24 protein-coding genes are annotated in these 25,342 nt (G+C 66.0%); 10 read left to right on the forward strand and 14 right to left on the reverse strand.

From position 1 onward, the window contains the following. Positions 1-16: 16 nt before the first annotated feature. Together ACP156_RS14155 and ACP156_RS14160 are read right to left on the reverse strand one after the other, a co-directional pair. On the reverse strand, positions 17-1,435 hold the full coding sequence (locus ACP156_RS14155) for an FAD-binding oxidoreductase (protein ID WP_425052005.1): 1,419 nt from the start codon (positions 1,433-1,435) through the stop codon (positions 17-19). A gap of 132 nt (positions 1,436-1,567) precedes the next feature. Beyond that, the gene (locus ACP156_RS14160; RefSeq protein WP_425052006.1) at positions 1,568-2,398 is read right to left on the reverse strand and encodes an MBL fold metallo-hydrolase; all 831 of its coding nucleotides are present in this window, start codon (positions 2,396-2,398) and stop codon (positions 1,568-1,570) included. 203 nt (positions 2,399-2,601) lie between these two features. Between ACP156_RS14160 and ACP156_RS14165 the strand changes: the two genes are divergently transcribed. Further along, complete coding sequence (locus ACP156_RS14165) at positions 2,602-3,627, forward strand: Atu2307/SP_0267 family LLM class monooxygenase (protein WP_425052007.1); 1,026 nt, start codon at positions 2,602-2,604, stop codon at positions 3,625-3,627. 14 nt (positions 3,628-3,641) lie between these two features. Here the strand turns inward: ACP156_RS14165 and ACP156_RS14170 are convergent, their stop codons facing one another. Beyond that, positions 3,642-4,181, reverse strand: a complete 540-nt coding sequence (locus ACP156_RS14170) for an adenine phosphoribosyltransferase (protein WP_425052008.1) — start codon at positions 4,179-4,181, stop codon at positions 3,642-3,644. 211 nt (positions 4,182-4,392) lie between these two features. Between ACP156_RS14170 and ACP156_RS14175 the strand changes: the two genes are divergently transcribed. Beyond that, positions 4,393-4,566 (forward strand): hypothetical protein, encoded by a 174-nt coding sequence (locus ACP156_RS14175; RefSeq protein ID WP_425052009.1) that lies wholly within the window; start codon positions 4,393-4,395, stop codon positions 4,564-4,566. Positions 4,567-4,610: 44 nt separating this feature from the next. Here the strand turns inward: ACP156_RS14175 and ACP156_RS14180 are convergent, their stop codons facing one another. The 3 genes from ACP156_RS14180 to ACP156_RS14190 are packed head-to-tail and all read right to left on the reverse strand — an operon-like array spanning position 4,611 to position 7,220. Next, positions 4,611-5,084, reverse strand: coding sequence for a DUF2269 family protein (locus tag ACP156_RS14180; protein WP_425052010.1), 474 nt, complete (start codon positions 5,082-5,084; stop codon positions 4,611-4,613). Beyond that, entirely contained in the window at positions 5,084-6,340 is a 1,257-nt protein-coding gene (locus ACP156_RS14185) for a DoxX-like family protein (RefSeq protein WP_425052011.1), read from the reverse strand. The genes ACP156_RS14180 and ACP156_RS14185 overlap by 1 nt, the downstream gene beginning before the upstream one ends. A gap of 7 nt (positions 6,341-6,347) precedes the next feature. Next, positions 6,348-7,220, reverse strand: a complete 873-nt coding sequence (locus ACP156_RS14190; RefSeq protein ID WP_425052012.1) for an S-methyl-5'-thioadenosine phosphorylase — start codon at positions 7,218-7,220, stop codon at positions 6,348-6,350. A gap of 422 nt (positions 7,221-7,642) precedes the next feature. On the opposite strand from ACP156_RS14190, the gene ACP156_RS14195 reads away from it, so the two are divergent. Both ACP156_RS14195 and ACP156_RS14200 read left to right on the forward strand, forming a co-directional pair. Beyond that, the gene (locus ACP156_RS14195) at positions 7,643-9,184 is read left to right on the forward strand and encodes a SulP family inorganic anion transporter (RefSeq protein ID WP_425052838.1); all 1,542 of its coding nucleotides are present in this window, start codon (positions 7,643-7,645) and stop codon (positions 9,182-9,184) included. A gap of 130 nt (positions 9,185-9,314) precedes the next feature. Beyond that, positions 9,315-10,442 carry an AI-2E family transporter gene (locus ACP156_RS14200; RefSeq protein ID WP_425052013.1) on the forward strand — a complete coding sequence of 376 codons (1,128 nt, stop codon included), beginning with the start codon at positions 9,315-9,317 and terminating at the stop codon, positions 10,440-10,442. A 6-nt stretch (positions 10,443-10,448) separates the two neighbouring features. Here the strand turns inward: ACP156_RS14200 and ACP156_RS14205 are convergent, their stop codons facing one another. Together ACP156_RS14205 and ACP156_RS14210 are read right to left on the reverse strand one after the other, a co-directional pair. Continuing rightward, positions 10,449-11,561 carry an endonuclease/exonuclease/phosphatase family protein gene (locus ACP156_RS14205; protein WP_425052014.1) on the reverse strand — a complete coding sequence of 371 codons (1,113 nt, stop codon included), beginning with the start codon at positions 11,559-11,561 and terminating at the stop codon, positions 10,449-10,451. 109 nt (positions 11,562-11,670) lie between these two features. Next, on the reverse strand, positions 11,671-12,273 hold the full coding sequence (locus ACP156_RS14210; RefSeq protein WP_425052015.1) for a flavin reductase family protein: 603 nt from the start codon (positions 12,271-12,273) through the stop codon (positions 11,671-11,673). Positions 12,274-12,398: 125 nt separating this feature from the next. On the opposite strand from ACP156_RS14210, the gene ACP156_RS14215 reads away from it, so the two are divergent. Both ACP156_RS14215 and ACP156_RS14220 read left to right on the forward strand, forming a co-directional pair. Next, entirely contained in the window at positions 12,399-12,893 is a 495-nt protein-coding gene (locus ACP156_RS14215) for a GNAT family N-acetyltransferase (protein WP_425052016.1), read from the forward strand. Between the two features lie 235 nt (positions 12,894-13,128). Then, complete coding sequence (locus tag ACP156_RS14220; RefSeq protein WP_425052017.1) at positions 13,129-13,602, forward strand: hypothetical protein; 474 nt, start codon at positions 13,129-13,131, stop codon at positions 13,600-13,602. Between the two features lie 65 nt (positions 13,603-13,667). Here the strand turns inward: ACP156_RS14220 and ptsP are convergent, their stop codons facing one another. Continuing rightward, complete coding sequence (ptsP, locus tag ACP156_RS14225; RefSeq protein WP_425052018.1) at positions 13,668-15,923, reverse strand: phosphoenolpyruvate--protein phosphotransferase; 2,256 nt, start codon at positions 15,921-15,923, stop codon at positions 13,668-13,670. Positions 15,924-16,138: 215 nt separating this feature from the next. Between ptsP and ACP156_RS14230 the strand changes: the two genes are divergently transcribed. Further along, the gene (locus ACP156_RS14230) at positions 16,139-17,242 is read left to right on the forward strand and encodes a PDC sensor domain-containing protein (protein ID WP_425052019.1); all 1,104 of its coding nucleotides are present in this window, start codon (positions 16,139-16,141) and stop codon (positions 17,240-17,242) included. 68 nt (positions 17,243-17,310) lie between these two features. On the opposite strand, the gene ACP156_RS14235 is transcribed toward ACP156_RS14230, so the two are convergent. Continuing rightward, positions 17,311-18,549, reverse strand: coding sequence for an aspartate kinase (locus ACP156_RS14235; RefSeq protein WP_425052020.1), 1,239 nt, complete (start codon positions 18,547-18,549; stop codon positions 17,311-17,313). Positions 18,550-18,712: 163 nt separating this feature from the next. On the opposite strand from ACP156_RS14235, the gene ACP156_RS14240 reads away from it, so the two are divergent. Then, positions 18,713-19,669 (forward strand): threonine dehydratase, encoded by a 957-nt coding sequence (locus tag ACP156_RS14240; protein WP_425052021.1) that lies wholly within the window; start codon positions 18,713-18,715, stop codon positions 19,667-19,669. Between the two features lie 59 nt (positions 19,670-19,728). Here the strand turns inward: ACP156_RS14240 and ACP156_RS14245 are convergent, their stop codons facing one another. Continuing rightward, on the reverse strand, positions 19,729-20,385 hold the full coding sequence (locus ACP156_RS14245) for an SDR family NAD(P)-dependent oxidoreductase (protein WP_425052022.1): 657 nt from the start codon (positions 20,383-20,385) through the stop codon (positions 19,729-19,731). Between the two features lie 39 nt (positions 20,386-20,424). After that, positions 20,425-20,859, reverse strand: a complete 435-nt coding sequence (locus tag ACP156_RS14250; protein ID WP_425052023.1) for a DUF1178 family protein — start codon at positions 20,857-20,859, stop codon at positions 20,425-20,427. A gap of 248 nt (positions 20,860-21,107) precedes the next feature. Here ACP156_RS14250 and ACP156_RS14255 point away from each other — a divergent pair, with 248 nt between their 5' ends. Together ACP156_RS14255 and ACP156_RS14260 are read left to right on the forward strand one after the other, a co-directional pair. After that, the gene (locus tag ACP156_RS14255; protein WP_425052024.1) at positions 21,108-22,265 is read left to right on the forward strand and encodes an acetoin utilization protein AcuC; all 1,158 of its coding nucleotides are present in this window, start codon (positions 21,108-21,110) and stop codon (positions 22,263-22,265) included. 60 nt (positions 22,266-22,325) lie between these two features. Then, on the forward strand, positions 22,326-23,291 hold the full coding sequence (locus ACP156_RS14260) for a Gfo/Idh/MocA family protein (RefSeq protein ID WP_425052025.1): 966 nt from the start codon (positions 22,326-22,328) through the stop codon (positions 23,289-23,291). A 27-nt stretch (positions 23,292-23,318) separates the two neighbouring features. Here the strand turns inward: ACP156_RS14260 and ACP156_RS14265 are convergent, their stop codons facing one another. Together ACP156_RS14265 and ACP156_RS14270 are read right to left on the reverse strand one after the other, a co-directional pair. Further along, entirely contained in the window at positions 23,319-24,536 is a 1,218-nt protein-coding gene (locus ACP156_RS14265; RefSeq protein WP_425052026.1) for an MFS transporter, read from the reverse strand. 163 nt (positions 24,537-24,699) lie between these two features. After that, positions 24,700-25,323 (reverse strand): class I SAM-dependent DNA methyltransferase, encoded by a 624-nt coding sequence (locus ACP156_RS14270; RefSeq protein ID WP_425052027.1) that lies wholly within the window; start codon positions 25,321-25,323, stop codon positions 24,700-24,702. Between the last annotated feature and the right edge of the window lie 19 nt (positions 25,324-25,342).

Here is a 25,342-nt window from a genome sequence, read left to right on the forward strand (position 1 = left end):
AGCCTCGTATCGCGTTTCAGCCGGGCAGCGGCAGCACCGCGCCGGGATTCATGATCCCCAGCGGGTCCAGCGCATCCTTTATCGCCCGCATCGCGGCCAGCTTCGCCGGATCGCCATAGCGCTGCAGGTCCTCCGCCTTCAGCCGCCCGATCCCGTGTTCCGCACTGATCGAGCCATCGAAGCTGTCGACAAGATCATGGACCGCGCGCTGAACACGGCCTTTCTCGGCGATGCGTTCGTCACGGCTTTGGCCCTTGGGCGGATAGACGTTGTAGTGCAGGTTGCCGTCGCCCAGATGCCCGAAGCAGTTGATGCGATAGTCGCCAAGCTTCGCCAGAACCCCCGGCGCCGTGCGAATGAACTCGGGGATGCGCGAGATCGGCAGCGAAATGTCGTGCGACGAGATCGCGCCGATCAGCTTGTTCGCTTCCGGGATCGCCTCGCGCATGCGCCAGAACTCGGCGCGCTGCTGCTCTGATTGGGCGATCAGCCCGTCCGACACCAATTCGCGCTCGTGGGCCTCGACGAACAGCGTCTCAAGCGTCTCGGCCGGGTCGCGCCCGGCGTCCAGCCCAAGGTCGATCAGCACCATCCAATCCGGCGGCTCGGGGAAGGGCAGGCGCACTTCGGGGATGGTTTCCGACAGAAATGTCGGCCCCATCCCCGAGATCAGTTCGAACGCGTTGATGCCGGACCCTGCGACGTCGCCAGCCAGCGCCAGCAGATCCAGCGCCGCATCAGGGTCGCGCACCACCATCACCGCGGTGCCGGTCTCGGCGGGACGCGGGAACAGGCGCAGCGCGGCGGCGGTGATCACGCCCAGCGTGCCCTCGGCCCCGATCAGCAGGTTGCGCAGGTCATAGCCGGTGTTGTCCTTCCGCAGCCGTTTCAGGCCATGCCAGATCGACCCGTCAGGCAGCACCGCCTCCAGCCCAAGGCACAACTCGCGGGCATTGCCATAGCGCAGGACGTTCACACCGCCCGCGTTGGTGCCCAGAAGCCCGCCCATCCGGGCAGAGCCCTCGGCGCCCAACGACAGGGGGAACAGCCGGTCGGCCGCCTCGGCGGCGGCCTGCACGTCGACAAGGATCGCGCCCGCCTCTGCGACCAGCACGTTCTCGGCCGGATACGTGGCGCGGATCTTCGTCATGCGCTCCAGCGACAGGACCAAAGGCGCCGGGCCGTCCGGCATCACCTGCCCGGTGACTAGCCCGGTGCCGCCGCCATAAGGAATCACCGGCACACGCGCCTCGGCGGCGGCGCGGATCGTCTCGGCCACCTCCTCGGTCGAGCCGGGGGCTACCACAAGGCCGATCTCGCCGGGCTTGCCGCCCCGCGGGGTCTCGGCATAGCGGGCTGTGTCGTCCTTGAACGCCGCCTGCGGCAGGCGGCTGCGAAGGGTCTCGGCGAAGGCGTCGGTCACGGAATTCAGCATGGGTTCGGTGAACCATGACGCCGGGTCGGGCGCAAGTCCGCGCGCTATCGCGACGGCAGGTCTGGCGAAGGTGGTGACGGCTGTCTCTCGATTGCCTGCGCGTCCACGTGCAGGACAGGCAGCCGCACCGCCCTATTCCTCGAACACCGGCAGGAACTGTGGTTCCAGCACCATGACCGTGGGCCGGGATGGCAGGTCGCGCAGCGACACCACGTATTCCGAGCCGCCCGCGTACTGGATGTCGAACGCCTCGGACATGCGGGCGAGGAAGGCGTCCAGCGCGCCGCGGCCGAACCAGTGCATCGGGATAACAACCGAGCTTTTGAGCCGCTCCATGATGCGCACCGCCACGTCGACGGGAATCGTCATGCCGCCATCCACGGCGATCATGACCACGTCCAACCGGCCGATGGCGGCGTATTGCTCGTCAGAGGGTTCGTGGTGCAGGTGGCCCATGTGACCGATGCACAGCCCCTCGACTTCGAAAATGAAGATCGAGTTGCCGTCGTTCTCGCGCCCCGAGAAACCGGAACGGATGTCGGTCGACACATTGCGGATCAGCACGTCGTCCAGAACGAGGTGATGATCCGCCGGGCCCGGCCCCTCGGCGTTCCAGCCCCTCAGCACGTTCGGGATGCGGTCGTCCGGGTTCGCGGTCCAGTGCGAGGAATGCGCGTGGTTCATCGTCACCACGTCCGGCACGAAATCCTGACTGCCGATATAGCCGTTGTAGTCGGTGATGCCGGTGAACCCGCCGGGTGTCTGGATCAGGAACATCGAGTGATCGATATAACTGATCCGCACCGAGAACTCCGGGATCGGATCGCTGTAGGCCGCCTTGTGGATGTACTCCAGCCCCGGCGCGGCGTCCGCGATGGCGATGCAGTGGGACATGCGGCGCTCTTGCGCTCCGGCAGCGGTCGCGACAGCCAGCGCGAGACCGGCGAGGGCGTAACGGATCATGGCGGGCTCCCTGTTCTTTCCCCAACGATACCTCGCACCCCGGCTTCCCCCTAGCGCCGCATGTGCCGGGGCCGATCACAGCCGCGTCAGGTGCCGCCTTTCCGTGCAGCGCGCGCACAGGGCTTGTGCGGGTGGGTGGCACAGGGGCCCCTGTCGGCGAGCGCGACGCTGGCCTAGGTAAAGGGCAAGCAAAGGAGACGATCATGGAAGTCGGGCTTTATACATTCGGCGATGTCGGCACGGACCCTGTAACCGGGACGCGCATCGACGCGCCCGAGCGGCTGCGCAACCTTGTCGAAGAGATCGAACTCGCCGATCAGGTCGGGCTGGATGTCTTCGGTCTGGGCGAGCATCACCGCCCGAACTACGCCGTGTCGTCCCCGGCTGTCGCGCTGGCCGGTGCAGCGAGGACGACGAAGTCGATCCGGCTCAGCTCGGCCGTGTCGGTGCTTAGCTCTGACGATCCGGTGCGGGTCTATCAGCAGTTCGCCACGCTCGACGGCCTGTCGGGCGGTCGCGCCGAGCTGATGGTTGGCCGCGGGTCGTTCATCGAAAGCTTCCCGCTGTTCGGCTATGACCTCGACGACTACAACGCGCTGTTCGACGAGAAGCTGGCGATGCTGCTTCAGATCGACCACGAGCCGTCGCTGAAATGGCCGGGGACAGAGTTCACGCAGGCCGTGGGCGGCGCGGGGGTCTATCCGCGTCCTCAGAACGGAAATCTGCCGATCTGGATCGCCGCCGGCGGGACGCCGCAGTCGATGGTCCGCGCCGGTGCGCTGGGCCTGCCGCTTGCGCTGGCCATCATCGGAGGCGAGCCGCGCCGCTTCAAACCGCTCGCCGACCTTTACCGCCGCGCGGCGGCGGAAGCGGGCCACGCGGACAAGGCGCGGGTGTCGCTAAACGTGCATGGCTATGTGGGCGAGAACGGCAAGGCTGCCGCCGACCTGTTCTTCCCGGCGCAGAAGCAGGTGATGGACCAGATCGGACGCGAACGCGGCTGGGGTCCGCAAAGCCGGGAGCAGTTCGACGCCGGGATGGGTCCGGAAGGCGCGATGTTCGTCGGCGACCCGTCCGAGGTGTCGGACAAGATCCTTGGTCTCAAGGACGATCTGGGCTTTGACCGCGTCTCGATCCAGATGGCGATCGGCGTGATCGACCACAAAGAGATGCTGAAGGCGATCGAAGTTCTGGGCACCAAGGTGGCGCCGTTGCTGCGGGCGGGCTAGGCCGCCCGTCCGGCTCAGAGACCCTCGAACGCGCAGAGGCTGTGGACCTCCATCCCCATCTTCGCCAGCTTGTCGCGCCCGCCCAGTTCCGGCAGGTCGATGATAAAGGCGCAGCCAACGATCTTGGCGCCCAGCCGTTCCAGCAGCTTGATCCCGGCCTCGGCGGTGCCGCCGGTGGCCAGCAGGTCATCGACCACCAGCACGGTCTCTCCCGCCGTGACGGCGTCGTCGTGGATCTCGACGATCGCCTCGCCGTATTCCAGCTTGTAGTCCTGACTGATCGTGGTGCCCGGCAGCTTGCCCTTCTTGCGGATCGGCACGAAGCCGGTGCCAAGCTGGTGCGCGATGGCGCCGCCGATGATGAAGCCGCGCGCTTCCAGCCCCACAACCTTGTCGATCCGCTGACCGGCGTAGGGGTGCAGCATCTGGTCGATCGCCATGCGGAACCCGCGCGGGTCGGCGAACAACGTCGTCACGTCCCGGAACATGATCCCCTCGTGCGGGAAGTCGACGATGGTGCGGATGTAGTCTTTGACGGATTTCGTAGCGATCATGAGGTGGCCCTTCCGGCTGGCGTCGGGGCCGATTATGTCGCCGATCACCCCGCGCGTTGCAAGCGCCGTCCGGCGCGCGCTCTGCGGCCCGTCCGAACTAAGTAGCGTTTTTCCCGTTCCTTTTCCCGATCCGTGGGGCTAGGGTGCGTAAAGCGGTTGTATGTCTGTTGTATATACAACTCGACAAGTCGAAGAACTGGAGCGACGACGCGTGAGCAAGAAGGCCGACAAGAAAACCGGCAAGAAGGACAGCCAGCTGATCCTGCGGCTCGACAAGGAAGAGCGCGACGCGTTCGTGAAGCTTTGCAAACAGCAAGACACCAGCGCCGCGCGCGAGATCCGGCGCTTCATCCGCGAGTACCTCGGCGAACACGCGGAAGGCTGACCCATACGCCTCCCTACATCAGCAGGGAGGGGCCATTCCGCGCCTCACCACAGCGCCGGCTTCGCCACCATCATCCAGAACACCCCCACCAGCGCCCCGAAGGCGGGCCACCCCAGCGCGAACCACAGACGGTACAGCCGCCGCGCCTCGTCCGGCAGCGGCTCGCCGTTGTCCATCGCGTCGCGCGCAAGGTCGCGGATGCGGATCTGCAGGCGTACCACGGGCGCCCAGCAGACGAAGGCCAAAGCATAGGCCGCATAGGTCACGATCAGCCAAGACGCGTCCCAGCCCCAGCCGCCCAAGAAGACCAGCGCCAGACCCGTGGCCGGCTGAACGATCCCCGCCGGCGTGGTGAAGATCCAGTCCGCGACCACCACGCCCGAGGCCACCGAGTGCACGGTCTCGACCCGCCCGGTGCGCATCGCCCAGACCATCTGGAACGCGGTGCCGATCCCGGTGCCGAACAGTACGGTTGATGACAGGATGTGCAGCCACTTCAGGACAAGGTACCAGTCCATCAGCGCTCTTCCTCCAGCACACGGTGGATGAGGATCAGCAAAAGGATCGGCAGGTTCTTGAGCAGCGCTCCGAACGGATCGAGCCACAGCGACGGGTCGAGAACCGACAAAGCGACCGTATAGCCCGCGACCATGGCGACCTGCACCCAAGCCAGCAGCCGCAACCGCCACGCGGCCAACAGCGCTGCGGCAATGCCAAGATCCACCAGTCCGCCCAAACGCCCCAGCGCCAGCGCGGCCATGTCGGGCAGGTCGGTATCGACCGAGCCGAGGACCGTGGCTGAAGGCAGAAACAAGCCCAACAGCCCCGACACCAGCCACATCAGCGCCAGTACCAGCCGCACTGTGGGCTTCAGAAGAAACAGCCGGGCGTGCCACAGGTCCTGCGTGCCCGCGGGCCGCGCGGCAAGGAACTCCGAAACGCCGCGCGTGCGTCCTTCCGGGGGCGGAGTGCTTTCGATCCCATGCGCGAGTTGATCCACCGCCACCGCAGAGATGGGGCCGAGCTTCAAGAGCGACCCGATCCGTCCGAACCCGCGCGCCAGCGGCAGGGGCATGCGCAGCACCGGCACCGGCGGCTGCCCCATCCAGCCACGAAGTCGCGTGGTGAGCTCTGCCAGCGACAGGCTTTCGGCCCCGCCGACCTCGACGGTGCCATCCGGCGGGCCGCTCAGCGTTTGCACCACAAGCCCGGCCAGATCGGCGGCATGCATGGGGTTCACGCGCTGGGTGCCGTCGCCGACCACTGGAGTGACAAAGGGCATCGCCGCCATCGCGCGCAGCAGCGAGGTGCCCCCATACGAGGTCTCTCCCATCACCAGCCCGGGCCGCAGGATCGTGGACGGGCAGGGCGCCTGGTCCAGCAGGGCCTCGCCCGCGCGGCGCCAGCGTCCGAAGGGCGTGTCGGCCTCGATCCCGATGGCCGAGATCAGCACGATCTGCGCGTCCTTGTGCAACGCGGTGTGGATCGCGCGTGGCGCAAGGACATGCACCGCCTCGAATGCCGCTTCGGAGGCGTCCAGCAAACCGGCGGCGTTCACCACGCCTACGGCCTCGGCAAGATGCGGTTGCCAGAAGGCCGTATCGTGCGTGGCGGTGTCGGTCAGGTCGGCGCGCAGAACTTCGTACCCCTGCGCCGCCAGCGCCGAGGTGCGGCGGGCCACACAAAGCGGCGCATAGCCCGCATCCCGCAGGGCGGCGGCGATATGGCGGCCGATGAACCCGTCGGCGCCCAGAAGCAGAACGCGGCCGCCCATCGCGGGGTCAGAGCACCCGGCCGGCCACCGCGTCGAGCTTCGACAGAAGCGCCGGGTCGCGTTTATCCGGCGCGGTCATCAGCGCGAATTCCAGCGCGCGGTCGCAGCCATGCGGGCAGGCCTCGCGCTCCGCGCCCAGCAGGCCGGGCAGCTTCGCGACAAGATTGCGGGCTTTCTCGGCGTTGCCGGTCAGGGTGGCGATGATGTCGGTGATGTCGACGGCGCCGTGATCGGGATGCCAGCTGTCATAGTCGGTGATCATCGCGACCGAGGCGTAGCAAAGCTCGGCCTCGCGGGCGAGTTTCGCCTCGGGCATGTTGGTCATCCCGATCACGTCGCAGCCCCACGCCTCGCGGTACATCTTCGATTCCGCCATGGACGAGAACTGCGGGCCCTCCATCGCAAGATAGGTGCCGCCGTCGTGCACGGTGATGCCAAGATCCTTGGCCGCCGCGACGCAGGCCGCCGACAGGCGCGGGCAGGTCGGATGGGCGACGCTGACGTGGGCGACGCAGCCGGTGCCGAAGAACGACTTCTCGCGGGCGAAGGTGCGGTCGACGAACTGGTCCACGACGACGAAATCACCCGGCGCCATTTCCTCGCGGAACGAGCCGCAGGCCGACACGCTGATCACATCGGTCACGCCGATCCGCTTCAACGCGTCGATATTGGCGCGATAGGGGACGGTCGAGGGCGAATGCACGTGGCCACGCCCGTGGCGCGGCAGGAAGGCCATCTTCACCCCGTCCAGCGAACCGGTCAGGATCTCGTCCGAGGGATCGCCCCACGGGCTGTCCACCGTCTGCCATTCCGCGCCTTCCAGCCCGGCGATCTCGTAGACCCCCGATCCGCCGATGATCCCGATGACCGTGTCCGCCATTCCGCTGCTCCTGTTGCTGACTTCCGATTGATACGCACCCAGTGCCGCGGTTGCAAAGGTGGACTGCCCTGTTGCCGCAAGGTGCCGCTTTGCGCCCGCCGACAGGGCCAATGCGCCCGACCGCCCTTGGCACCGCGATGCCCATGATCTAGGACATCCGCGACCTGCCCGAACGGCACCCAGCCGTGTCAGTTTGGGCGTCCCGCGTGTCGTGACGTCGTTCCGCATGCCGGTTCCCGCGAAGAAATCGCGTGAAACCCGGCGGTCAAAGCGGTATTGCTGCGATGCAGAAAATTCCTGGCCGGGCGCCCTCCCGGCCATTTCGTTTTGAAGGAGACGGGATGAGCAGAGCCCTGCAAAGCATCCTTGGCCTGACCGGACGCGTGTCGTCGGGGTCGGGCACCAAGCTTGACGCCGCCCAGATGAAGACCGAGGTCCTGTCGGGTCTGACAGTTGCCCTTGCGCTGGTGCCCGAGGCGGTGGCTTTCGCCTTCGTCGCCGGGGTGCACCCGCTGGTCGGCCTGTACGCGGCCTTCATCGTGGGCCTGATCACCGCCTGTTTCGGCGGCCGGCCGGGGATGATCTCGGGCGCGACCGGCGCGCTGGCGGTGGTGATGGTGTCGCTGGTGGCGCAGCACGGGGTCGAATACCTGTTCGCCACCGTGGTGCTGATGGGCATACTGCAGGTGATCGCGGGCATCATGCGCTGGGGCAAGTTCATCCGGCTGGTGCCGACCCCGGTGATGCTGGGCTTCGTGAACGGCCTCGCCATCGTGATCTTCCTTGCCCAGTTGACGCAGTTCCAGATCCCCGGCACCGCCGAGGCGTCGGGCCACGGCATGTCGGGCGGCCAGTGGCTGTCAGGCTTCCAGCTGTACCTGATGCTGGCGCTGGTGGCGCTGACCATGGCAGTGATCTGGCTGCTGCCCAAGGTGACCAACATCATCCCCGCACCGCTGGCGGGCATCGCCATCACGGCGGGCATCGTGATCATCTTCGGTCTCGACAGCCCGCGCGTGGGCGACATGGCCTCGATCGAGGGGAGCTTGCCGCCGTTTCACATCCCGATGGTGCCGCTGAACTGGGAAACCTTCGAGATCATCGTACCCTACGCGGTGATCCTTGCCGCCATCGGCCTGATCGAAAGCCTGCTGACGCTGAACCTCGTGTCCGAGATCACGGGCGAGCGCGGTGGCGCCAGCCAGGAATGCGTGGCGCAGGGCGCGTCGAACATCGTCACGGGGTTCTTCGGCGGCATGGGCGGTTGCGCCATGATCGGCCAGTCGATGATCAACGTGAAGTCGGGCGGCCGCACCCGCGTGTCGGGCATCACCGCCGCGTTGTTCCTGCTGTGCTTCATCCTGTTCGCCGCACCGCTGATCGAGCAGATCCCGCTGGCCGCACTGGTGGGCGTGATGTTCATGGTCGTGATCGGCACCTTCGCATGGAACTCGCTGAAGATCCTGTGGAAGGTGCCGTTTGTGGACGCCTTCGTCATCGTGCTGGTGACCGGCGTTACCGTCGCCTATGACCTTGCCACCGCCGTTGTGGTGGGCGTGATCGTCTCGGCTCTGGCCTATTCGTGGAAGAACGCCACCCGCATTCACGCGGTGGCCTACACCACGCCGGAAGGCGCCAAGGTCTATCAGGTGCAGGGGCCGCTGTTCTTCGGCTCTGCCGCCGGTTTCGCCGAGATGTTCAACGTCGAGGAAGATCCGGGCCGGGTGGTCATCGACTTCCAGAACAGTCGCGTCGCGGACCAGTCCGCGCTGACCGCGATCGAGTCGCTGGCCCTGAAATACGAGGCTGCCGGCAAACGGCTGGAACTGCGCCACCTGAGCCGCGACTGCCACCGCCTGCTGACGCGCGCGGGTCAGCTGATGGTCGACAGCGACGACGACCCCGACTACGGCGTCGCCGTGGATTACGGCGTGCGCACCGGCCAGCTGGGCGCGGGCCACTGAAACGACGGGGCGTGCGCAAGAGGGTGCGCGCCCCAACACCCCGCGCCGGTTTGGTCGCGGATCGCGCGGAAAGCGCCTGACGCCGGGGAAGGAAGATTGACACGGATGCCGATTGCCGCATTCGTTAGTCATGACCGACAAGATCACGCCGACCCCGGCGCCACCGCCGTCGCGCCAGCGCAGCCGCGAACTGGTCGAAACGACCCTGCCAATTCTCGCGCTGTTGCTGTTGCTGCTGCTCGGTTTCACCACCGTTCAGCCGTTCCTGCCCGCCATCCTATGGGGCATCTTCCTGAGCGTGTCGCTGCGGCCAGTCTACGAACGTCTCACACGGACGCTTGGTGGCAGGCGCGGCAGGGCGAGCATCGTGCTGGGCCTGATCCTGACCGTACTTCTGGTGTTGCCGATCCTCGGGCTGTCGCGGTCGGTGATCGCCTTCATCCCCGATGCGCTGATCTGGTTTTCGGAACAGGGCACCGACCTGATCGGCGCGGAAGAAGGTGAAATCGGTGTCGAGCTAAACCCGATCACCGGTGAGATCACTTCGATCTGGGACACGATCATCCGTGACCTTCAGTTCATCCGCAGCCATTTCGGCGAAGAGCTGAAGCCAGCCGCGTTCTGGCTGATCCGGGAGGGGCGGTTCATTGGCGTTTTCGTGATGGAGTTCGCGCTGGGCGTCCTGCTGGCGATCATCCTGCTGCACCGCGCCGCGCCCCTGTCACGCGCGGCGGCCGCGCTACTTTACCGCGTCGGCGGAGCGTTCGGGCTGGAACTGGCGGATCAGGCGGTGGTCACCATCCGCTCTACCGTCCTTGGGGTGCTGGGCTCGGCGGCGGCGCAGGCAGCAGTCGCGTCGGTTGCGTATTTCATCGTTGGCGTGCCGCACTGGCCGATCCTCGCGCTGCTGACGCTGATGCTTGGCCTCATTCAGGTCGGTCCGATCCTGGTCTGGCTGCCCATCGCGTTCTGGCTTTGGTCGAACGAGGCCATCGGCATGGCGATCTTCATGTGTGTCTGGGGGCTTCTGGTGGTCGGTCTGACCGACAACGTGGTGAAGTCCTTCGTCGTCTCGCGCGGCGCGCACCTTCCGGCGATCCTTGCCCTGTTCGGAGCGATCGGCGGGATGCTGACATGGGGCGTGGTGGGCATTTTCCTTGGCCCCGTGATCCTTGCCGTTTGCTATCAGCTGGTCACCAAGTGGATGGAAAGCGAGGATGACCCGCCACCCGAGGCTGAAGCGTCCTTGCAGGACTAGCGGCGCTCAGGCCACGTCGATCTCTTCCGGCATCGGGTTCCAGTCGAACCGCGCACGCACCAGCCCGTGATCGCTGGCGCCCTCGCTGTCCTCGAAGGACTCGCGGTTCAGGTGGTCGTTGTAATTCTCCATATCCCGGAACGACCAGCGACGTTTGCGGGAATGGTCGTAGAACTCTTCGCTGACAAGGATGTGGTCTAGGCTCTCGCGTTTGTCCTTGTAGACGTGGGTGTAATAGACGTGCCGAAGGGATCGGTACTGCTGCAGGCGTTCCACTGAATACAGGCCTTTGTCCGCGCTGTGCCCGGCGGTCGACTTCTCGACCAGTCGATATGTGGGCTGGGCCGAGATCAGCTCGGTCGACACCGACAGCGAGTCGTCGTTGAGGTCGCCCAGCACGACGGTGGGCGAGATCTGGTCTTCGTCCTCGGCCATCATCACGCCATCCAGCATCGCCCTAAGCGCCCCGGCCTCGATGATCCGCCGCACATGCGCCAAGGCGGATTTGGCGATATTCGGATAGGTTTGCAGGATCTGCGGCATGGGGGCCGCGAAAGACACCCGTGCCGGGCCCTTCGACTTCAGATGCGCCACGAAGACGGTCACCGGCGGCGGCTTGGGCGAGGTGCCCTCGGACTGGATCTCCGCCTTCAGGACGGGGCGCGAGAACCGGTTGATGGTGATCGTGATCTCTTCCGAGGCGCCATCGGTTTCCTTCACCCCGTCATAGACGTAGCCCGCCGGAAATTCGGCAACCCAGTCGGCGCCGGGAAGAAGCTGTGCGTTGCCGTGTCGATCCTTCCGCACCGCCAGCGCCACCTGCGGCTGCCCGATGCCCGGCGCATCGCGGGCCACGATGTCATAGTCGGTCTCAAGCCCGGCTGCCGCAAAGGCCTCGGTCAGGGCGGCGGCGGACCAGAGTTCTTGAAAAGCGATCACCTCGGCATCCAGCTTGGCAATCTGCGCGCCCGTCCACGCGATCTTGCGGGCATAGGCCGCGCGGCCCTCGGCATCGTCGGGAAAGGGTGGGCTGTTGGTCGAATAGGTCAGCCCGCCGGGCACCTGAAGGTTCAGAAGGTTGAACGTCGCGAAGCTGAGATCCCGCATGTTGCGTGCCATCGGAAGTGCTCCCTGCATGTGGCCGGTGGCCGCAGGGTATCATGTGGCGGGCGCCGGACTTATGCGGGAATCCCGGTATGGCGGCGGCCCAAAAGGGCCGATTCCCGGCTTAATCGTCCGGACGTTTCAGGCTGAACAACTCGGTGATCTTCGCATAGTCGCGATATCCCAGACGGGTCAGCGGCTGGTAGCGGGTGATGTCGAAGGTGCCGTCGACAAGACAGTCATCGCGCATGTGGACGCCTGTGACTTCGCCCAGAACCAGCCAGTTCGCCTCGCCCTCCAGCTTCACGATCTGGGTCATCCGGCATTCGAGGTTCGCCGGCGCGGCGGCGACGCGCGGGCAGTCGATCGTCTCGCACTCGACTTTTTCCAGACCCGCCGCCGCGAACTCGTCCTCGCCCGCAGGCAGCGCCGCCGAGGTGGCGTTCATCGCGTCCCGCATCGCGTATTCCACGATGTTCACGCAGAACACGCCGGTTTCACGGATCTGCGCCACGCTGTCCTTCGTGTCGCCCCGGTCGGACTTGGCCGAGGTCGAGGCGAACATCACCTGCGGCGGCACGTAGGCCACCGCGTTGAAGAAAGAGTAGGGGGCAAGGTTGTCGCCCGTCCCGCCACGGGTCGAGATCCAGCCGATGGGGCGGGGGGTGACGATGGCGTTGAACGGGTTGTGCGGCAGGCCGTGGCCATCTTCGGGGCGGTAGAACATAGGGGGCTCCGCTGGGGTATTCGTTGCTGCGTTGCCCCCCCTTAGCCCGCGTGCTAGGCCGCATTCCAGCCGAAAACAGGATGGCCGCCACGGCGGACCGCCGGAACCGCCGAGGACAGGGGCGCTTGTACCGCACAGCCCAGGAACAGCCCAACGACTGGTGGGAGGTCGAGGAACTCTTCAACCTGTGCTTCGCGCCGGGTCGCGAGATGCTGTCCTCGTACCGCCTGCGCGATGACGTTGCGCCGGTGCCCGAGCTGTGTCGCGTGGCGCGCGACGAGTACGACGCGCTTGCCGCCGCCATCCGGTATTGGCCGGTGCGCGTGGGTGGGGCGGAAACCCTGCTTCTGGGGCCGGTGGCGACCCACCCGATCCATCAGGGCGAAGGTCTGGCGGCGCTGATCATCCAGGAAAGCCTTGCCCTCGCCCGTGACGCCGGGTGGAGCCGCGTGCTGCTGGTGGGTGACGAGCCCTATTACGGACGCTTCGGTTTCTCGCGCCGCGATGGCGTCGAGATGCCTCCGCCGACCAACCCGGCGCGGATTTTGGGGCTGTCTTTGTCCGAAGACGACGCGTGGACCGGGGTCGCCGGGCACGTGACCCGGTGGGTCGACGACTGATTTCAGGCGGTTCCGGGCTTCGTTTCTGTGCTTCGGTACAATTTCTGTATCGTGAAAGCCCAGCGTTTGTTGACTTTGTCGCACGCCTAGCGCGCAACACCGCATCGTCCAACCGCAAGTGATCACAATGGTTTTATGAGATTCCGGTGACCTTTTCCGGGGGTCGCGGCGTTGGTGGTCCAGAAGGCGGCGCAACCCTGTCGCCAGTGTAAAAAGTATGAAAGGAGCGCTTACAATGAAACGCTTTCTTATGACTTCGGCCCTCGTCCTGACCACCGCCACCGGCGCGGCATTCGCCCAGGCGAACGACCCGGACACGATGCAGCTGCGCGCTTCTGTTGGCCAGTGGATCGGCGGCTCGACCTATAACGTCGACGTCGACAGCCTGACCGACGAGCAGATCGCCGCCATGTATGGTGCGATCACCAGCTCGGAAGACCAGAGCGAGCAGGACGCGGCCATCCGCGCCGTTCTGAATGACAACAACGTCATGATGGAAGAACGCCCGGCCAACATCATGGTCGGCGACGTCGAGACGCCGCGCAACCAGCTGTACACCTCGGTCGAGATGGCGCTGGTCGGCACCGAATACGAAGGCATGGCTTACACCCTGACCGACGAAGAGCTGGCGGCCGTTTACGGCACCATCAACAGCTCGGACAGCGAAAGCCAGCTGAGCACCCAGCTGAGCTCGTACTTCGATAACTGATAGGCACTGCCTGTAGTTAAGAAGGGGGTCGCCACTCTGGCGGCCCCTTTTTCGTGGCCAGTGCGCTAGGACCCGTTCCGGCCCTGCGTCGCCAGCCAATCCATCACCGATTGACGCACCGACTGCACGCCGCTTTCCCGCGCGGTCGAGATCACGTCGCGCACCTCGGTCAGGTCGACGCGTCGCAGCAGGCTTTTGACGGGGCCGATGGACGCGGGACGCATCGACAGTTTCTTCAGCCCCATCGCCGCGAAACACAGCGCCTCGACCGGGCGGCCCGCATCCTCACCGCAGAAGCTGACATCGGTCCCGGCCTCGTCGCAGCGTTCCACGATGCGTTCTATCAGCGACAGGAAGCTGCTGTTCAGCGTGTCATAGCGCCGTCGCACTCTTTCGTTCTCTCGGTCGGCGGCGAAGAAGAACTGTTTCAGGTCATTGCCGCCGATCGAGATGAAATCCGCCATCTCGTAAAATTGCCGCGGCGCGTAGGCGAGGCTGGGCGTCTCGAGCATCGTGCCGATCTCCACCCGTTCGGGCAGAACGTGGCCAAGCGCATATTCGCGTTCCAGTTCGCGGTACACGTGATCGCGCCCGGCGCGGAATTCGTCGAACTGGGCGACCATCGGGAACATGATCGTCAAAGGCCGCCCTTTCGCGGCACGGATCAGCGCCTGAAGCTGCATCCGCATCACGCCCGGCTTGTCCAGGCCGACCCGGATCGCGCGCCACCCCAGCGCGGGGTTCGGCTCGTCCGAGGCTTTCATGTAGGGCAGCACCTTGTCCGATCCGATGTCGAGCGTGCGGAACTGCACCCGCCGCCCGTTCGCGGCATCCAGCACGCGGGCATAGATGTTCACCAGCTCGCCGCGCTTTGGCATCCGGTTGCGGATCAGGAACTGAAGCTCGGTGCGGAACAGCCCCACACCTTCGGCGCCAGAACTTTCCATGGACGGCAGGTCAGCCATCAGGCCGGCGTTCATGTACAACTCGACGTGCTGGCCGTCCTTCGTCACCGCCGGCACGTCCCGCAACGAGACATAGCGTTTCTGCGCCTCGGCCATCATCGCCATCTTGTCGCGGAAGGCGCTGACCACGCTTTCCTCGGGACGCAGGTGAACCACGCCCTGATCGCCATCGACCATGATCGGATCGCCGTTCAACGCCTCTGCGATGATGTTCTTTGCATGGATCACCAGCGGGATCGCCCACGCCCGCGCCACGATCGCCGCGTGACTGCCGACCGAGCCCTCTTCCAGCACGATGGCCTTCAGCGTGCGCCCGTATTCCAGCAGTTCCGCAGGTCCGATGTTGCGGGCGACAAGCACCGGGTCGGCAGGCATCTCGGCCCCGGTTTCCTTGCCCTGACCGGACAGGATGCGCAGCAGTCGGTTCGACAGGTCGTCCAGATCGTGCAGCCGCTCGCGCAGGTAGGCGTCGGGCACCTGCTCCATCCGGGTACGGGCCTGCGACTGTTCCTTCTCCACCGCCGCTTCGGCGGACAGGCCGCGGTCGATGTCGGCCTCGATCCGGCGCATCCAAGACCGGGAGTTGGCGAACATCTTGTAGGCTTCCAGAACCTCGCGCTGGTCCTTGTCGCCGGGTTCCAGCCGGTTCAGCATTTCGTCCACCGACAGGCGCAGCGTGTCGATGGCGACCTGCAGGCGCGCCTTCTCGACCTCGGGATCGTCGGCCACGGGGTTGGCGACCACGACACGCGGTTCATGCAGCCAGACATGACCCTCGGCGGTGCCCTCTTGCCCGGTGGTGCCCTGGTACATGACCGCCTGCTGGTGCAGCGCGCGCAATGCCGCGCCCTCACCGACGAAGGCGCCCAGTTCGGCCATCTCGGCCAGCACCATCGCGACCACTTCCAGCGCGTAGACCTCGTCGTCGGAGTATCGGCGCGCCTCTTTCGACTGGACGACCAGAACGCCCAACGTCTCGCCCAGACGCTGAACGGGCAGGCCGAGGAAGCTGGAAAAGACCTCTTCCCCGGTTTCTGGCATATAGCGGAAGCCGCGCGTCGCAGGCGCGTTCTCGGTGTTCAGCGGACGCCCGGTGCCCGCGACGCGGCCCACAAGACCTTCGCCGATCCGCATTCGCGTCTTGTGCACGGCTTCGGGCTTCAAACCCTGCGTGGCGCACAGTTCCAGCGTCTCGGAATCGCGGAACAGATAGACCGAGCACACATCGGTCCGCATGCTGTCTGCGATCAGATGGGTAATCTTGTCCAGCCGCGCCTGACCCGCACCCTCTTCGGCAAGCGTGTCGCGCAGCCGGCCAAGCAGTTTCCGGCTTTCAGATTCGGTTCCGTCGGCCATGCCGTTGATTCTGTCCCGCCAATCCCGTGCGTGTTCCGCGCTGCCACCCTAAACGCAGAATTGCGCCAGCGAAACGATCATTCTCCGGGCAGAGCCCCGCAACCGCGCCTGCCCGAAACGGCGGCACAGTTGTTTCGCGGCTGTCATGTCCTTAAACCTGTTGGAAAAAGTTAACGCACAATCGCGACGTAAAACAGGGACAGGAGACGGCAGTCATGCCGCGCAGACTGATTTTGATCGTGGGCCTTGTCGGCCTTCAGGCGCTCGCGCTTATTGTGGTTCTGGGCATCACCTACTGGGCCTCGCAGGACGTGCTCTTGCGATTTGCCGAGAACCTGACCGCCCGCATCGCACGCGACGCGACAGCCTATACCGAGGATTTTCTGGACCCGGCAGACGATGCCGCGCAACTGTCGCAGCGCCTGCTGGAAGCGGGCGTCGTCGCGCCGGATGACCGCGAGACGCTCAGCCGCTACCTGTTCGACCTGTTAAAGACGCGGGACAACTTCGACGGTGCCTACTTCGGCTTCGCCAACGGCGATTTCGTGTATGTAAGCCGGGATGCAAGCGAGCCGCGCGCCGCCTTCAGGCTCAAGACCATAACGGCCGCGCCTGATCGCGAAGTTGCCCTGTCGTGGCATACCGAGCGTTTCCGGCAGGTGTCGGGCCGGGAAGAGCCCGAGGACGACTATGACCCGCGCGACCGCCCATGGTATCGGGCCGCGCTGGATGCCGACGACGTGTCGTGGACGCCGCCCTATATCTTCTTCTCGTCGCAGCGTCCCGGTGTCACCGTATCGATGCCGGTCGACGACCCCTTGACGGGGGGCGTGCTGGGGGCGGTGGGCGTCGACATCGGGATCGAGTCGTTGTCGACCTTCCTCGAAGGGCTCGAGATCAGCCCGAACGGTTCCGCCGCGATCGTGTCGGACAGCGGCGATATCGTCGCCCACTCGGAAGAGGACTTCGTGGCCGAGGCCGGCGCCGACGGAACCGTCCGGTTCAACACGGTCGAGGGGGCGGCCGACCCGCTGCTGACCCGCGCCGCGGCGTCAATCCCCGGCGGGTTGGATGGGTTGTTCGCGGGCGAAATCCGGGTGTCCCATTTCCGCGCGAATGGCGAGGCATGGCTGGCCGCCGTTCAGCGTCTGCGGCTTGAGCGGACGCCTTGGACGGTGGTCACGTGGCTGCCCGAGTCAGACATTCTCGAACCGCTTCACCAAGTCCGATCGACCGCGCTATGGGTGGCGCTGGCGGCGCTGGTCGCGACGGCATTGCTGGGCCTGCTGTACGGCAGGGTCCTGATGCGCCGCGACTGAAACGCCTTCCGCCAAAAGGAAAACGCCCCTCGCGGGGCGTTTTCGGGTTCGGCCGGAAAGGCATCGCCTCAGGCGGATTTCTCCAGCTCGAACGTGTCGTGCAGCGCCTGCACCGCCAGTTCCATGTACTTGCGGTCGATGAGGACCGAGATCTTGATCTCCGAGGTCGTGATGACCTTGATGTTGATCCCCTCGTCCTTCAGGGCGTTGAACATCTTCGCCGCAACGCCCGCGTGCGAGCGCATGCCGATCCCGACGACCGACACTTTGGCGACGTTGATGTCGGCCACAAGGTCGTGGAAGTTGATGTCGCCCGCTTCCTTGGCCTTGTTCATTGCCGCCTCGGCCCGCGCCACCTGATTGGTGGGGCACGAGAAGGTCATGTCGGTGCGGCCTTCCTCGGCGATGTTCTGGACGATCATGTCCACGTTCACGCCCGCATCCGCCAGCGGCCCGAAGATCGCGGCGGCGATCCCGGGACGGTCCGCCACCGAGATCAGGGTCATTTTCGCTTCGTCGCGGCTATAGGCGACACCGGCAACCACATTGCTTTCCACGATATCCTCCTCGTCGCACACGAGAGTCCCGGCGCTTTCGTCCATCTCGCCAAAGCTGGACAGCACCCTGAGTTTCACCTTGTAGCGCATCGCCAGCTCGACCGAGCGGGTTTGCAGCACCTTCGCGCCGAGGCTGGCGAGTTCCAGCATCTCCTCGAAGGCGATGCGGTCCAGTTTGCGCGCCTTGTCCGAAATCCGCGGGTCGGTGGTATAGACACCGTCCACGTCGGTGTAGATGTCGCAGCGCTCGGCGCCGAACGCTGCGGCAAAGGCCACCGCCGTCGTGTCGCTGCCGCCGCGGCCAAGCGTGGTGATCCGGCCCTCGGGGCTGATGCCCTGAAACCCCGCGACCACCGCGACCTTCATGCCTTCGCCGAACTTCGCCATGATGTTCTCGGGCGGGATCTCTTCGATCCGGGCGGCGGAGTGGGCGCTGGTCGTCTTCAGCGGCACCTGCCAGCCCTGCCAACTGCGCGCGGGGATATCCATCTCTTGCAGCGTCAGAGCCATCAGACCGGCGGTCACGTTCTCGCCCGAGGACACGACAGCATCGTACTCGCGAGCGTCGAACAGCGGCGAGGTCTCTTCGACGAAACCCACCAGCTTGTTGGTTTCCCCGGACATCGCCGAGACGATGACGATCACGTCATAGCCGTTCGCGACCTCGACGCCGACGCGCTTGGCGGCGCGGCGGATGCGGTCCAGCGTGGCGACAGAGGTGCCGCCGAATTTCATAACAAGGATCGGCATAAGGGGCCATTTCCCATCTTCAGGTCGCGGGTGTCATATGCGCGGCGGCAGGGACAGGCAAGGGCGCACTGGCCGGCCCTGGCGGGCATTCGGGCCGGATCGACGCCGCGTCTGGCAATCCCGCGCCGGATGCGGTTGTTTCAGGTCCAAGAAGGAGATCCCGATGCACCTGACCGAGGACGATCTGAAGCGAGCGGCCGATCTGGTCTACACCCAGATGCCGCCGACCCCGCAATATGCTTGGCCACAACTGAAGGCCCGGCTTGGATGCGACGTCTGGGTCAAGCATGAGAACCACACGCCCACCGGCGCGTTCAAGGTCCGTGGCGGCATCACCTTCATCGATTGGCTGCGACGCACCCATCCCGACGTGCCCGGCATCTGCACCGCCACACGCGGCAACCATGGCCAAAGTCAGGCGCGCGCCGCAACGGCTGCCGGGCTGCAGGCGCTGGTCTATGTGCCGCATGGAAACTCGGTCGAGAAGAACGCCTCGATGCGCGCCTTCGGGGCGGAACTCGTCGAGCATGGCCACGACTTCGACACCGCCCGGGTCGAAGCGTTCCGCGTCGCGGAAGAGCAGGGGCTGGCCATCGTGCCGCCTTACCATGACGAACTCGTGCGCGGCGTCGCCACCTATGCCTACGAACTGTTCACCGCCGCGCCCGATCTCGACACGGTTTACGTGCCCATCGGCTGTGGGTCGGGGATCTGCGGCACCATCCTCGCCCGCGACGCGCTGGGCCTGAAGACCGAGATCGTCGCCGTGGTGGCCGAGGGCGCGCCCTGCGCCCGCCTGTCTGTCGAGGCCGGGCGACTGGTCGAGACGAATTCCGCCGACACCATGGCTGACGGTATGGCGGTACGGGTGCCGGTGCAGGCGGCGTTCGACGTCTATTCCAAGGGCGCCGCGCGGTTCGTCACCGTGACGGACGCCGAGATCATGGACGCAATGCGGGTGCTGTACGAGGACACGCACAACCTTGCCGAAGGCTCTGGCGCGGCTGCACTGGCCGCGCTGATGCAGGAGAAGGACGCGATGGCGGGCAAGAAGGCAGGGGTTATCCTGTCCGGCGGGAATATCGACGCCGGCGTGTTCGCGGGGGTGCTGGCGGGCTAGGCCGCCGCCCGCGATGGCGGCTCTGCGCGGTCCTGCCGTCTAGGCCCGCAAGCCTCGCATCAATAGGGATGCTCTCGCCCGTCCCATGTCAGGAAACGGCCTGTCGTCTCGACGCAGAGTTCCTCGAACCGCGCGCGAAGCCCGGCGGCGCTTTCGGCTTCCGAGATGTCGGCGCCGGTGCCGCCCATGTCGGTGCGGACCCAGCCCGGGTGATAGATGCCGACAGCGATGCCTTCGGGCTTCAACTCGGTCGACAGGTTGCGCCCGAGGTTCAGCGCCGCGGCTTTCGATGCGCGGTAGATCAGCGACCCGCCCGGCGCGCGGACATGGCTGGCCATCTGGCTGGAGATGATCGCGATCCGCCCCGCTTCGGAGAGGCGCAGCGAGGGAAGCAAAGCCTGCACCGTCAGAAACACGCCGGTCACGTTCGCCGCGAAGCTGTCGGCCCACATCGCCGCCGGGTAGCCCGCGTTCAAAGACTGTCCCTTGTCCAGATAGACGCCCGCATTGCACACCAGCAGGTCCAGCGGCTTGCCCTGCATCCGCTCGGCCACGACCCGGTGCGCCGCGGGGTCGGTGACGTCAAGCGTCAGCCAGTTGCCTTCGGGCGGGGTCGCGCCGCGGCTGGTCCCGATCACGTCGGTGCCGTCGGCAAGGTAGCTGTCGAAAAGAGCGCGGCCAATGCCGCGGTTCGCGCCTGTAATGAGTGTTGTCATGGCCGTGACCCTAGCGGCGCGGCCATCAGGCGCAAGGGATCAGTTGGACTTGCGGGTGGGGCGGAAGGGCAGGGGCGCGACCGGCACGCCGTCCTCGATCAGGCGCTTGGCTTCTTCGGGCTTCGCCTCGCCATAGATCGACCGGTGCGGGATCTCGCCCTCGTGCATCTTGCGCGCTTCCGACGCGAACCCCATGCCCACATAGTCCGACGTCTTCTCGACGTGTTTGCGAAGTTCGGTAAGCTTCGTTTCCATCTCGGACGCGGGTGCGCTCAGGCTTTCTTCCTTGGGCTTGGCGGTCTTCTTCCGCGCGGTCTGGACGCCCGGCGCCATCAGCACCTTGCGCACCTCGGTCGAGCCACATTCCGGGCAGGCCACCATCCCGCCCGCGCACAGCTTGTCGAACGCCTCGGCGCTGGCGAACCAGCTTTCGAACCCGTGGTCTTCGTTGCATTTCAGCGCGTAGCGGATCATTTCCGGTCCCGGAGTGATGTCGATATTATGTAGATATTCGACGCCGGGCGGAATGCAAGCTGCGGCGGTGCGTCAGGGTTTCCGCGCGGGTCACCTGTCGGTTGCCGTCGGCCACGCATGGACCCGTGCCGTTTCAGGATAGACAACGGCGCCGCGCGACCAATCTTAAGCGCAGAAGGTCCGCCACGCGGACAGCGAAACGAGGAAGCGCCGTCCAATGATCCGGCCCTATGACACAACGGGCAGATATGCTGACGAGTGAACCAATCGCCGACGCCGGCCCCCGGTTCATCGGCGCCGAGATCTATCGTACGTCCAGCTATGGCGGCTGGCATCCGCTGAGGGTGCCGCGCGTGTCGACGGTGATGGACATGTCCCGCGCGATGGGCTGGCTGCCGCGCGACCGCTTCGTCACCAGTCCGCGCGCCAAACCCGCCGCTTTGGCCGCGTGGCACAGTCCCGGCTATCTTGACGCGCTGGTGCGGGCAGAGGCGGAACAGCGCGTCACCGACGAGACCCGCGACCGGCATGGGCTGGGTACAACCTCGAACCCCGTGTTCCCCGAGATGTACCGCCGCCCCGCGACGGCGGCGGGCGGGTCGATCCTTGCCGGCGAACTGCTGGCGGGCGGCGGCGTGATCTACAATCCCGCGGGCGGCACCCACCACGGCATGCCCGACCGGGCGAACGGCTTCTGCTATCTGAACGACCCGGTGCTGGCGATCCTGTCGATGCGGGCGCGCGGCGTGCGCCGGGTGGCCTATGTGGACATCGACGCGCATCACCCCGACGGGGTGGAAGCCGCCTTCGCCAACGATCCCGACACCCTGATGATCTCGGTCCACGAGGAACGCCGCTGGCCCTTCACCGGAGGGCTAGAGGATCAGGGTGGCGGGCAGGTCTTTAATCTGCCGGTCCCGCGCGGGTTCAACGACTCCGAGATGCGGGCCGTGCTGCAAGCGCTGATCCTGCCCGCCGTCGCCGCTTTTCGTCCCGATGCGGTGGTCCTGCAATGCGGATCGGACGCGCTGGAGGAAGACCCGCTGTCCCGCCTCGCGCTGTCGAACAACGCACATTGGGAGGTGGTGGCGGCGCTAAGGCCGCTTACCCCGCGCTATCTTGTGCTGGGCGGGGGCGGCTACAACCCATGGTCGGTGGGCCGGTGCTGGACCGGGGTATGGGGCACACTGACCCGACAAGAGATCCCGGACCGCCTGCCGGTCGAGGCGGAAGAAGTCATGCGGGCGATCCATTGGACGGGCAACAGCCGGGCCCGCAACCCTTCTCCCTTGCTGTTCGAAACCCTGCGGGATGCCCCGCGCGAAGGCCCTGTCGGCGCCGAACTGCGCGCCCGGCTCGACGAGCTGGAAGCAAGGGTGAGGGCAATGGCGCGCGTCTGGGTCTGACCTTTCGGCCCGGCGATGGTTGCGCTACCGTCCGGCCAAATCTTTCATGGGAGTGATGATATGGCCGATCCGATCCGTTGGGGCGTTCTGGGCGCCGCGAATTTCGCGAAGAACCACATGGCGCCGGCGATCCACGCCGCAAGCGGGGCAAAGCTGTCGGCGCTGGCGACCTCGTCTCCGGACAAGGCCGAAGGCTTCAAGGCGTTCTGCCCCGACCTGAAGGTCCACGGCAGCTATGGCGACCTGCTCGCCGACCCCGAGATCGACGCGGTCTATGTCCCGCTGCCGAACCACCTGCACGTGGAATGGACGGTGAAGGCGCTGGAAGCGGGCAAGCACGTCCTGACGGAAAAGCCGATCAGCATGGCCGAGGCAGAGTTCGACACCCTGATCGCCGCGCGGGACAAGGCGGGGCTGTTGGCGGCAGAGGCCTACATGATCGTGCACCACCCCCAGTGGCAGCGCGCGAAAGAGCTGTATGAAAGCGGCGCCATCGGCAAGCTGGTGCTGGTCGACGGCGTGTTCTCGTACGACAACCGCGCCGACCCCGGCAACATCCGCAACAAGCCCGAAACCGGTGGCGGATCATTGCCCGACATCGGCGTCTATACTTTCGGCTCGGCCCGGTTCGTCACCGGCGAAGAACCCGAGACGGTGCAGTCGACCATCCGGCGCGAGAACGGTGTGGACGTCTTTGCTCATGTCACCGCCGACTTCCCATCCTTCCGCTATTCCTCGATCACCTCGATGCGGATGTTCCCGCGCCAAGAGATGACGTTCCACGGCGAGGCGGGCGTGATGAAGGTAACCTGCCCGTTCAACGCCAATGTCTTCGGACTTGCGCAGGTGACGGTGGAGCGCGAAGGCATGCAGGTCACGACCGAACGCTGGCCCGGCGTGAACCACTACGTCCTGCAGGTCGAGAACTTTGGCCGCGCCGTGCGCGGCGAGGCGGCCTATCCGTGCCCGCTGGAGTTCAGTCGCGGCACCCAGCGGATGATCGACATGGTGCTGGCGGCAGAATAAGTCCGCCGCCAGACAATCGCGCCGGCGTCACTCGATGCCGGTGCGGCGTGCGTCCCAAAGGGTGATGGCGAACAGCACAAGGCCCGCCGCACTCAGCCCGGCGCCCACGTAACCGGAGGCGGGGAAGCCATGGCCGGCGTCCACGGCGCGGGCGGCAAGGAAGGGGCCAAGCGCGTTCGCCGTATTGAACGCCGCGTGATGAAGCGAGGCGGCCAATTGCTGCGCGTCGCCTGCGACATTCATCAGCCGGGTCTGCATCACGGTGGACACGCCGCCGAGGACCCCCATGAACAGGATCACAAGGCCCATCGCCCAGAAGCCGTAGTTCACCGCCAGCGGGAACAGGGTCAAGACGATGATGCCGCCGCCGAACGCGATATAGGCCGTAGCATTCATTGCCTTGTCGGCAAGGTGACCCATCACGAGGTTGAAGATCATCATGCCGAGGCCCGCGATCATCAGCATCAGCGCGACCTCGGTCTCGGACCCGCCCAGCGTCGTTTTCACCGTCGATGCGATGTAGGTGTAAACGGCGAAGAACCCGCCAAAGCCGATGGCGCCGGTCAGCAGCGTCAAAAGCACCTGCCGGTTCTTCAGCGCGCCGAGTTCCTTCAACGGGTCGGCGTTCGGGTCCGCCGGGGTGCGCGGCGCTTTCAGATGAACGGCGACTGCGGTGGCAAGTGACAGCGCGCCCACCAGCACGAAGCCCGCGCGCCATCCGATGTACTGGCTCAGCCAGCTTGCCGCCGGCACGCCCACGGTCGTGGCGATCGTCAGGCCGACGAAGACCTTCGACACCGCCGACGCCCGCTTGTTGCGCGGAACGACGGACGCGGCGACCAAGGCGGCCACGCCGAAGTAGGCGCCATGCGGCAGGCCCGACAGGAAGCGCGAGGCGGTGAACAGGCCAAAGCTGGGCGCCATGGCCGACAGGGTGTTGAACACCGCGAAGGCCAGCATTAGCCAGATCAGCAGCATGCGCTTGCGCATCCGGGCGCCAGCGACGGCCAGAACCGGCGCCCCCACGACGACCCCCAGCGCATAGGCGCTGATCGCGTCGGCGGCGCGCGCTTCGGACACGCCGAGGTCGGCGGCGAAGTTCGGCAAAAGCGCCATCGCGGCGAATTCGGTGGTGCCGATGGCGAAGCCGCCCATCGACAGGGCGAAAAGGACGGCGCGGGGCGAAATGACCCGTTCGACGCCAACCGGTTGCGTGCCGGCGACGGCGACTGTCTGATCGGTCATAGTGACCTGCTTTCCGAGCTTGGGGGACCGGAAGATCCCGTGTTTCGCATCTCCCTGACGAAAGAGCTATCTGGGGCACAGCTTTGGGGCAAGCATGCGATCAGCATGGAAATTGGATGGCCGCCATGCACGGATTGCATGGCGCGCTGACGGGCGTGGGAAGTCAGAGCTTGCGGAACACCATGACCAGTCCCCGGTCGTCCTTGTGCGGGTGGTCCGCGCCCTCGTAGATCGCGATCTCGCGGAAGGTGACGGGCGTGATCGCGCCCTGCGCCACAAGCGTCGCCAGCGCCGAACCGAAGCCCATGCCATCCAGCACCGCCGGGATGGTGCCGCAGGCGAACAGCGCCCCCGCGCGGGTAACGCGCAGCAATTCGGGCAGGCAGACCGGCCCGACGTGGCCATGGGTGAAGGTCCCGCAGGACACCACGCCGCCATAGACCCCGTCCGGCATCTGAAGCGTTTGCGTCAGGTCGCCAAGGATGCGGCGGCGGTAGAGGCCCTTCGCCTCGGCGCGGGCCAACATCTCGGGCGCGATGTCGATGCCGTCTACCGTCAGGTCGCGCAGGTGCTCGGCGACAAGCCCGGTCCCGGCGCCGATGTCCAGAACGGGCTGGTTCTCGCGCATGTCCGACAGGAAGATGTGGGCGATCTCGCGCGGCGCGACATAGCCCCAGCCCTCGCCAAAGCTGTCGTCGTAGCTGGCCGCCCAGTTCCCGTACAGACGCTTTGCATCCTCGGGGCCGTCAATTTCATAGGCTTTGTCTAGGTCGTAGTCGGTTGGCATGGCGACGGTCTCCCTGTGC

This window comes from Psychromarinibacter sp. S121 (genome assembly GCF_049801035.1).
Taxonomy (GTDB): domain Bacteria; phylum Pseudomonadota; class Alphaproteobacteria; order Rhodobacterales; family Rhodobacteraceae; genus Psychromarinibacter.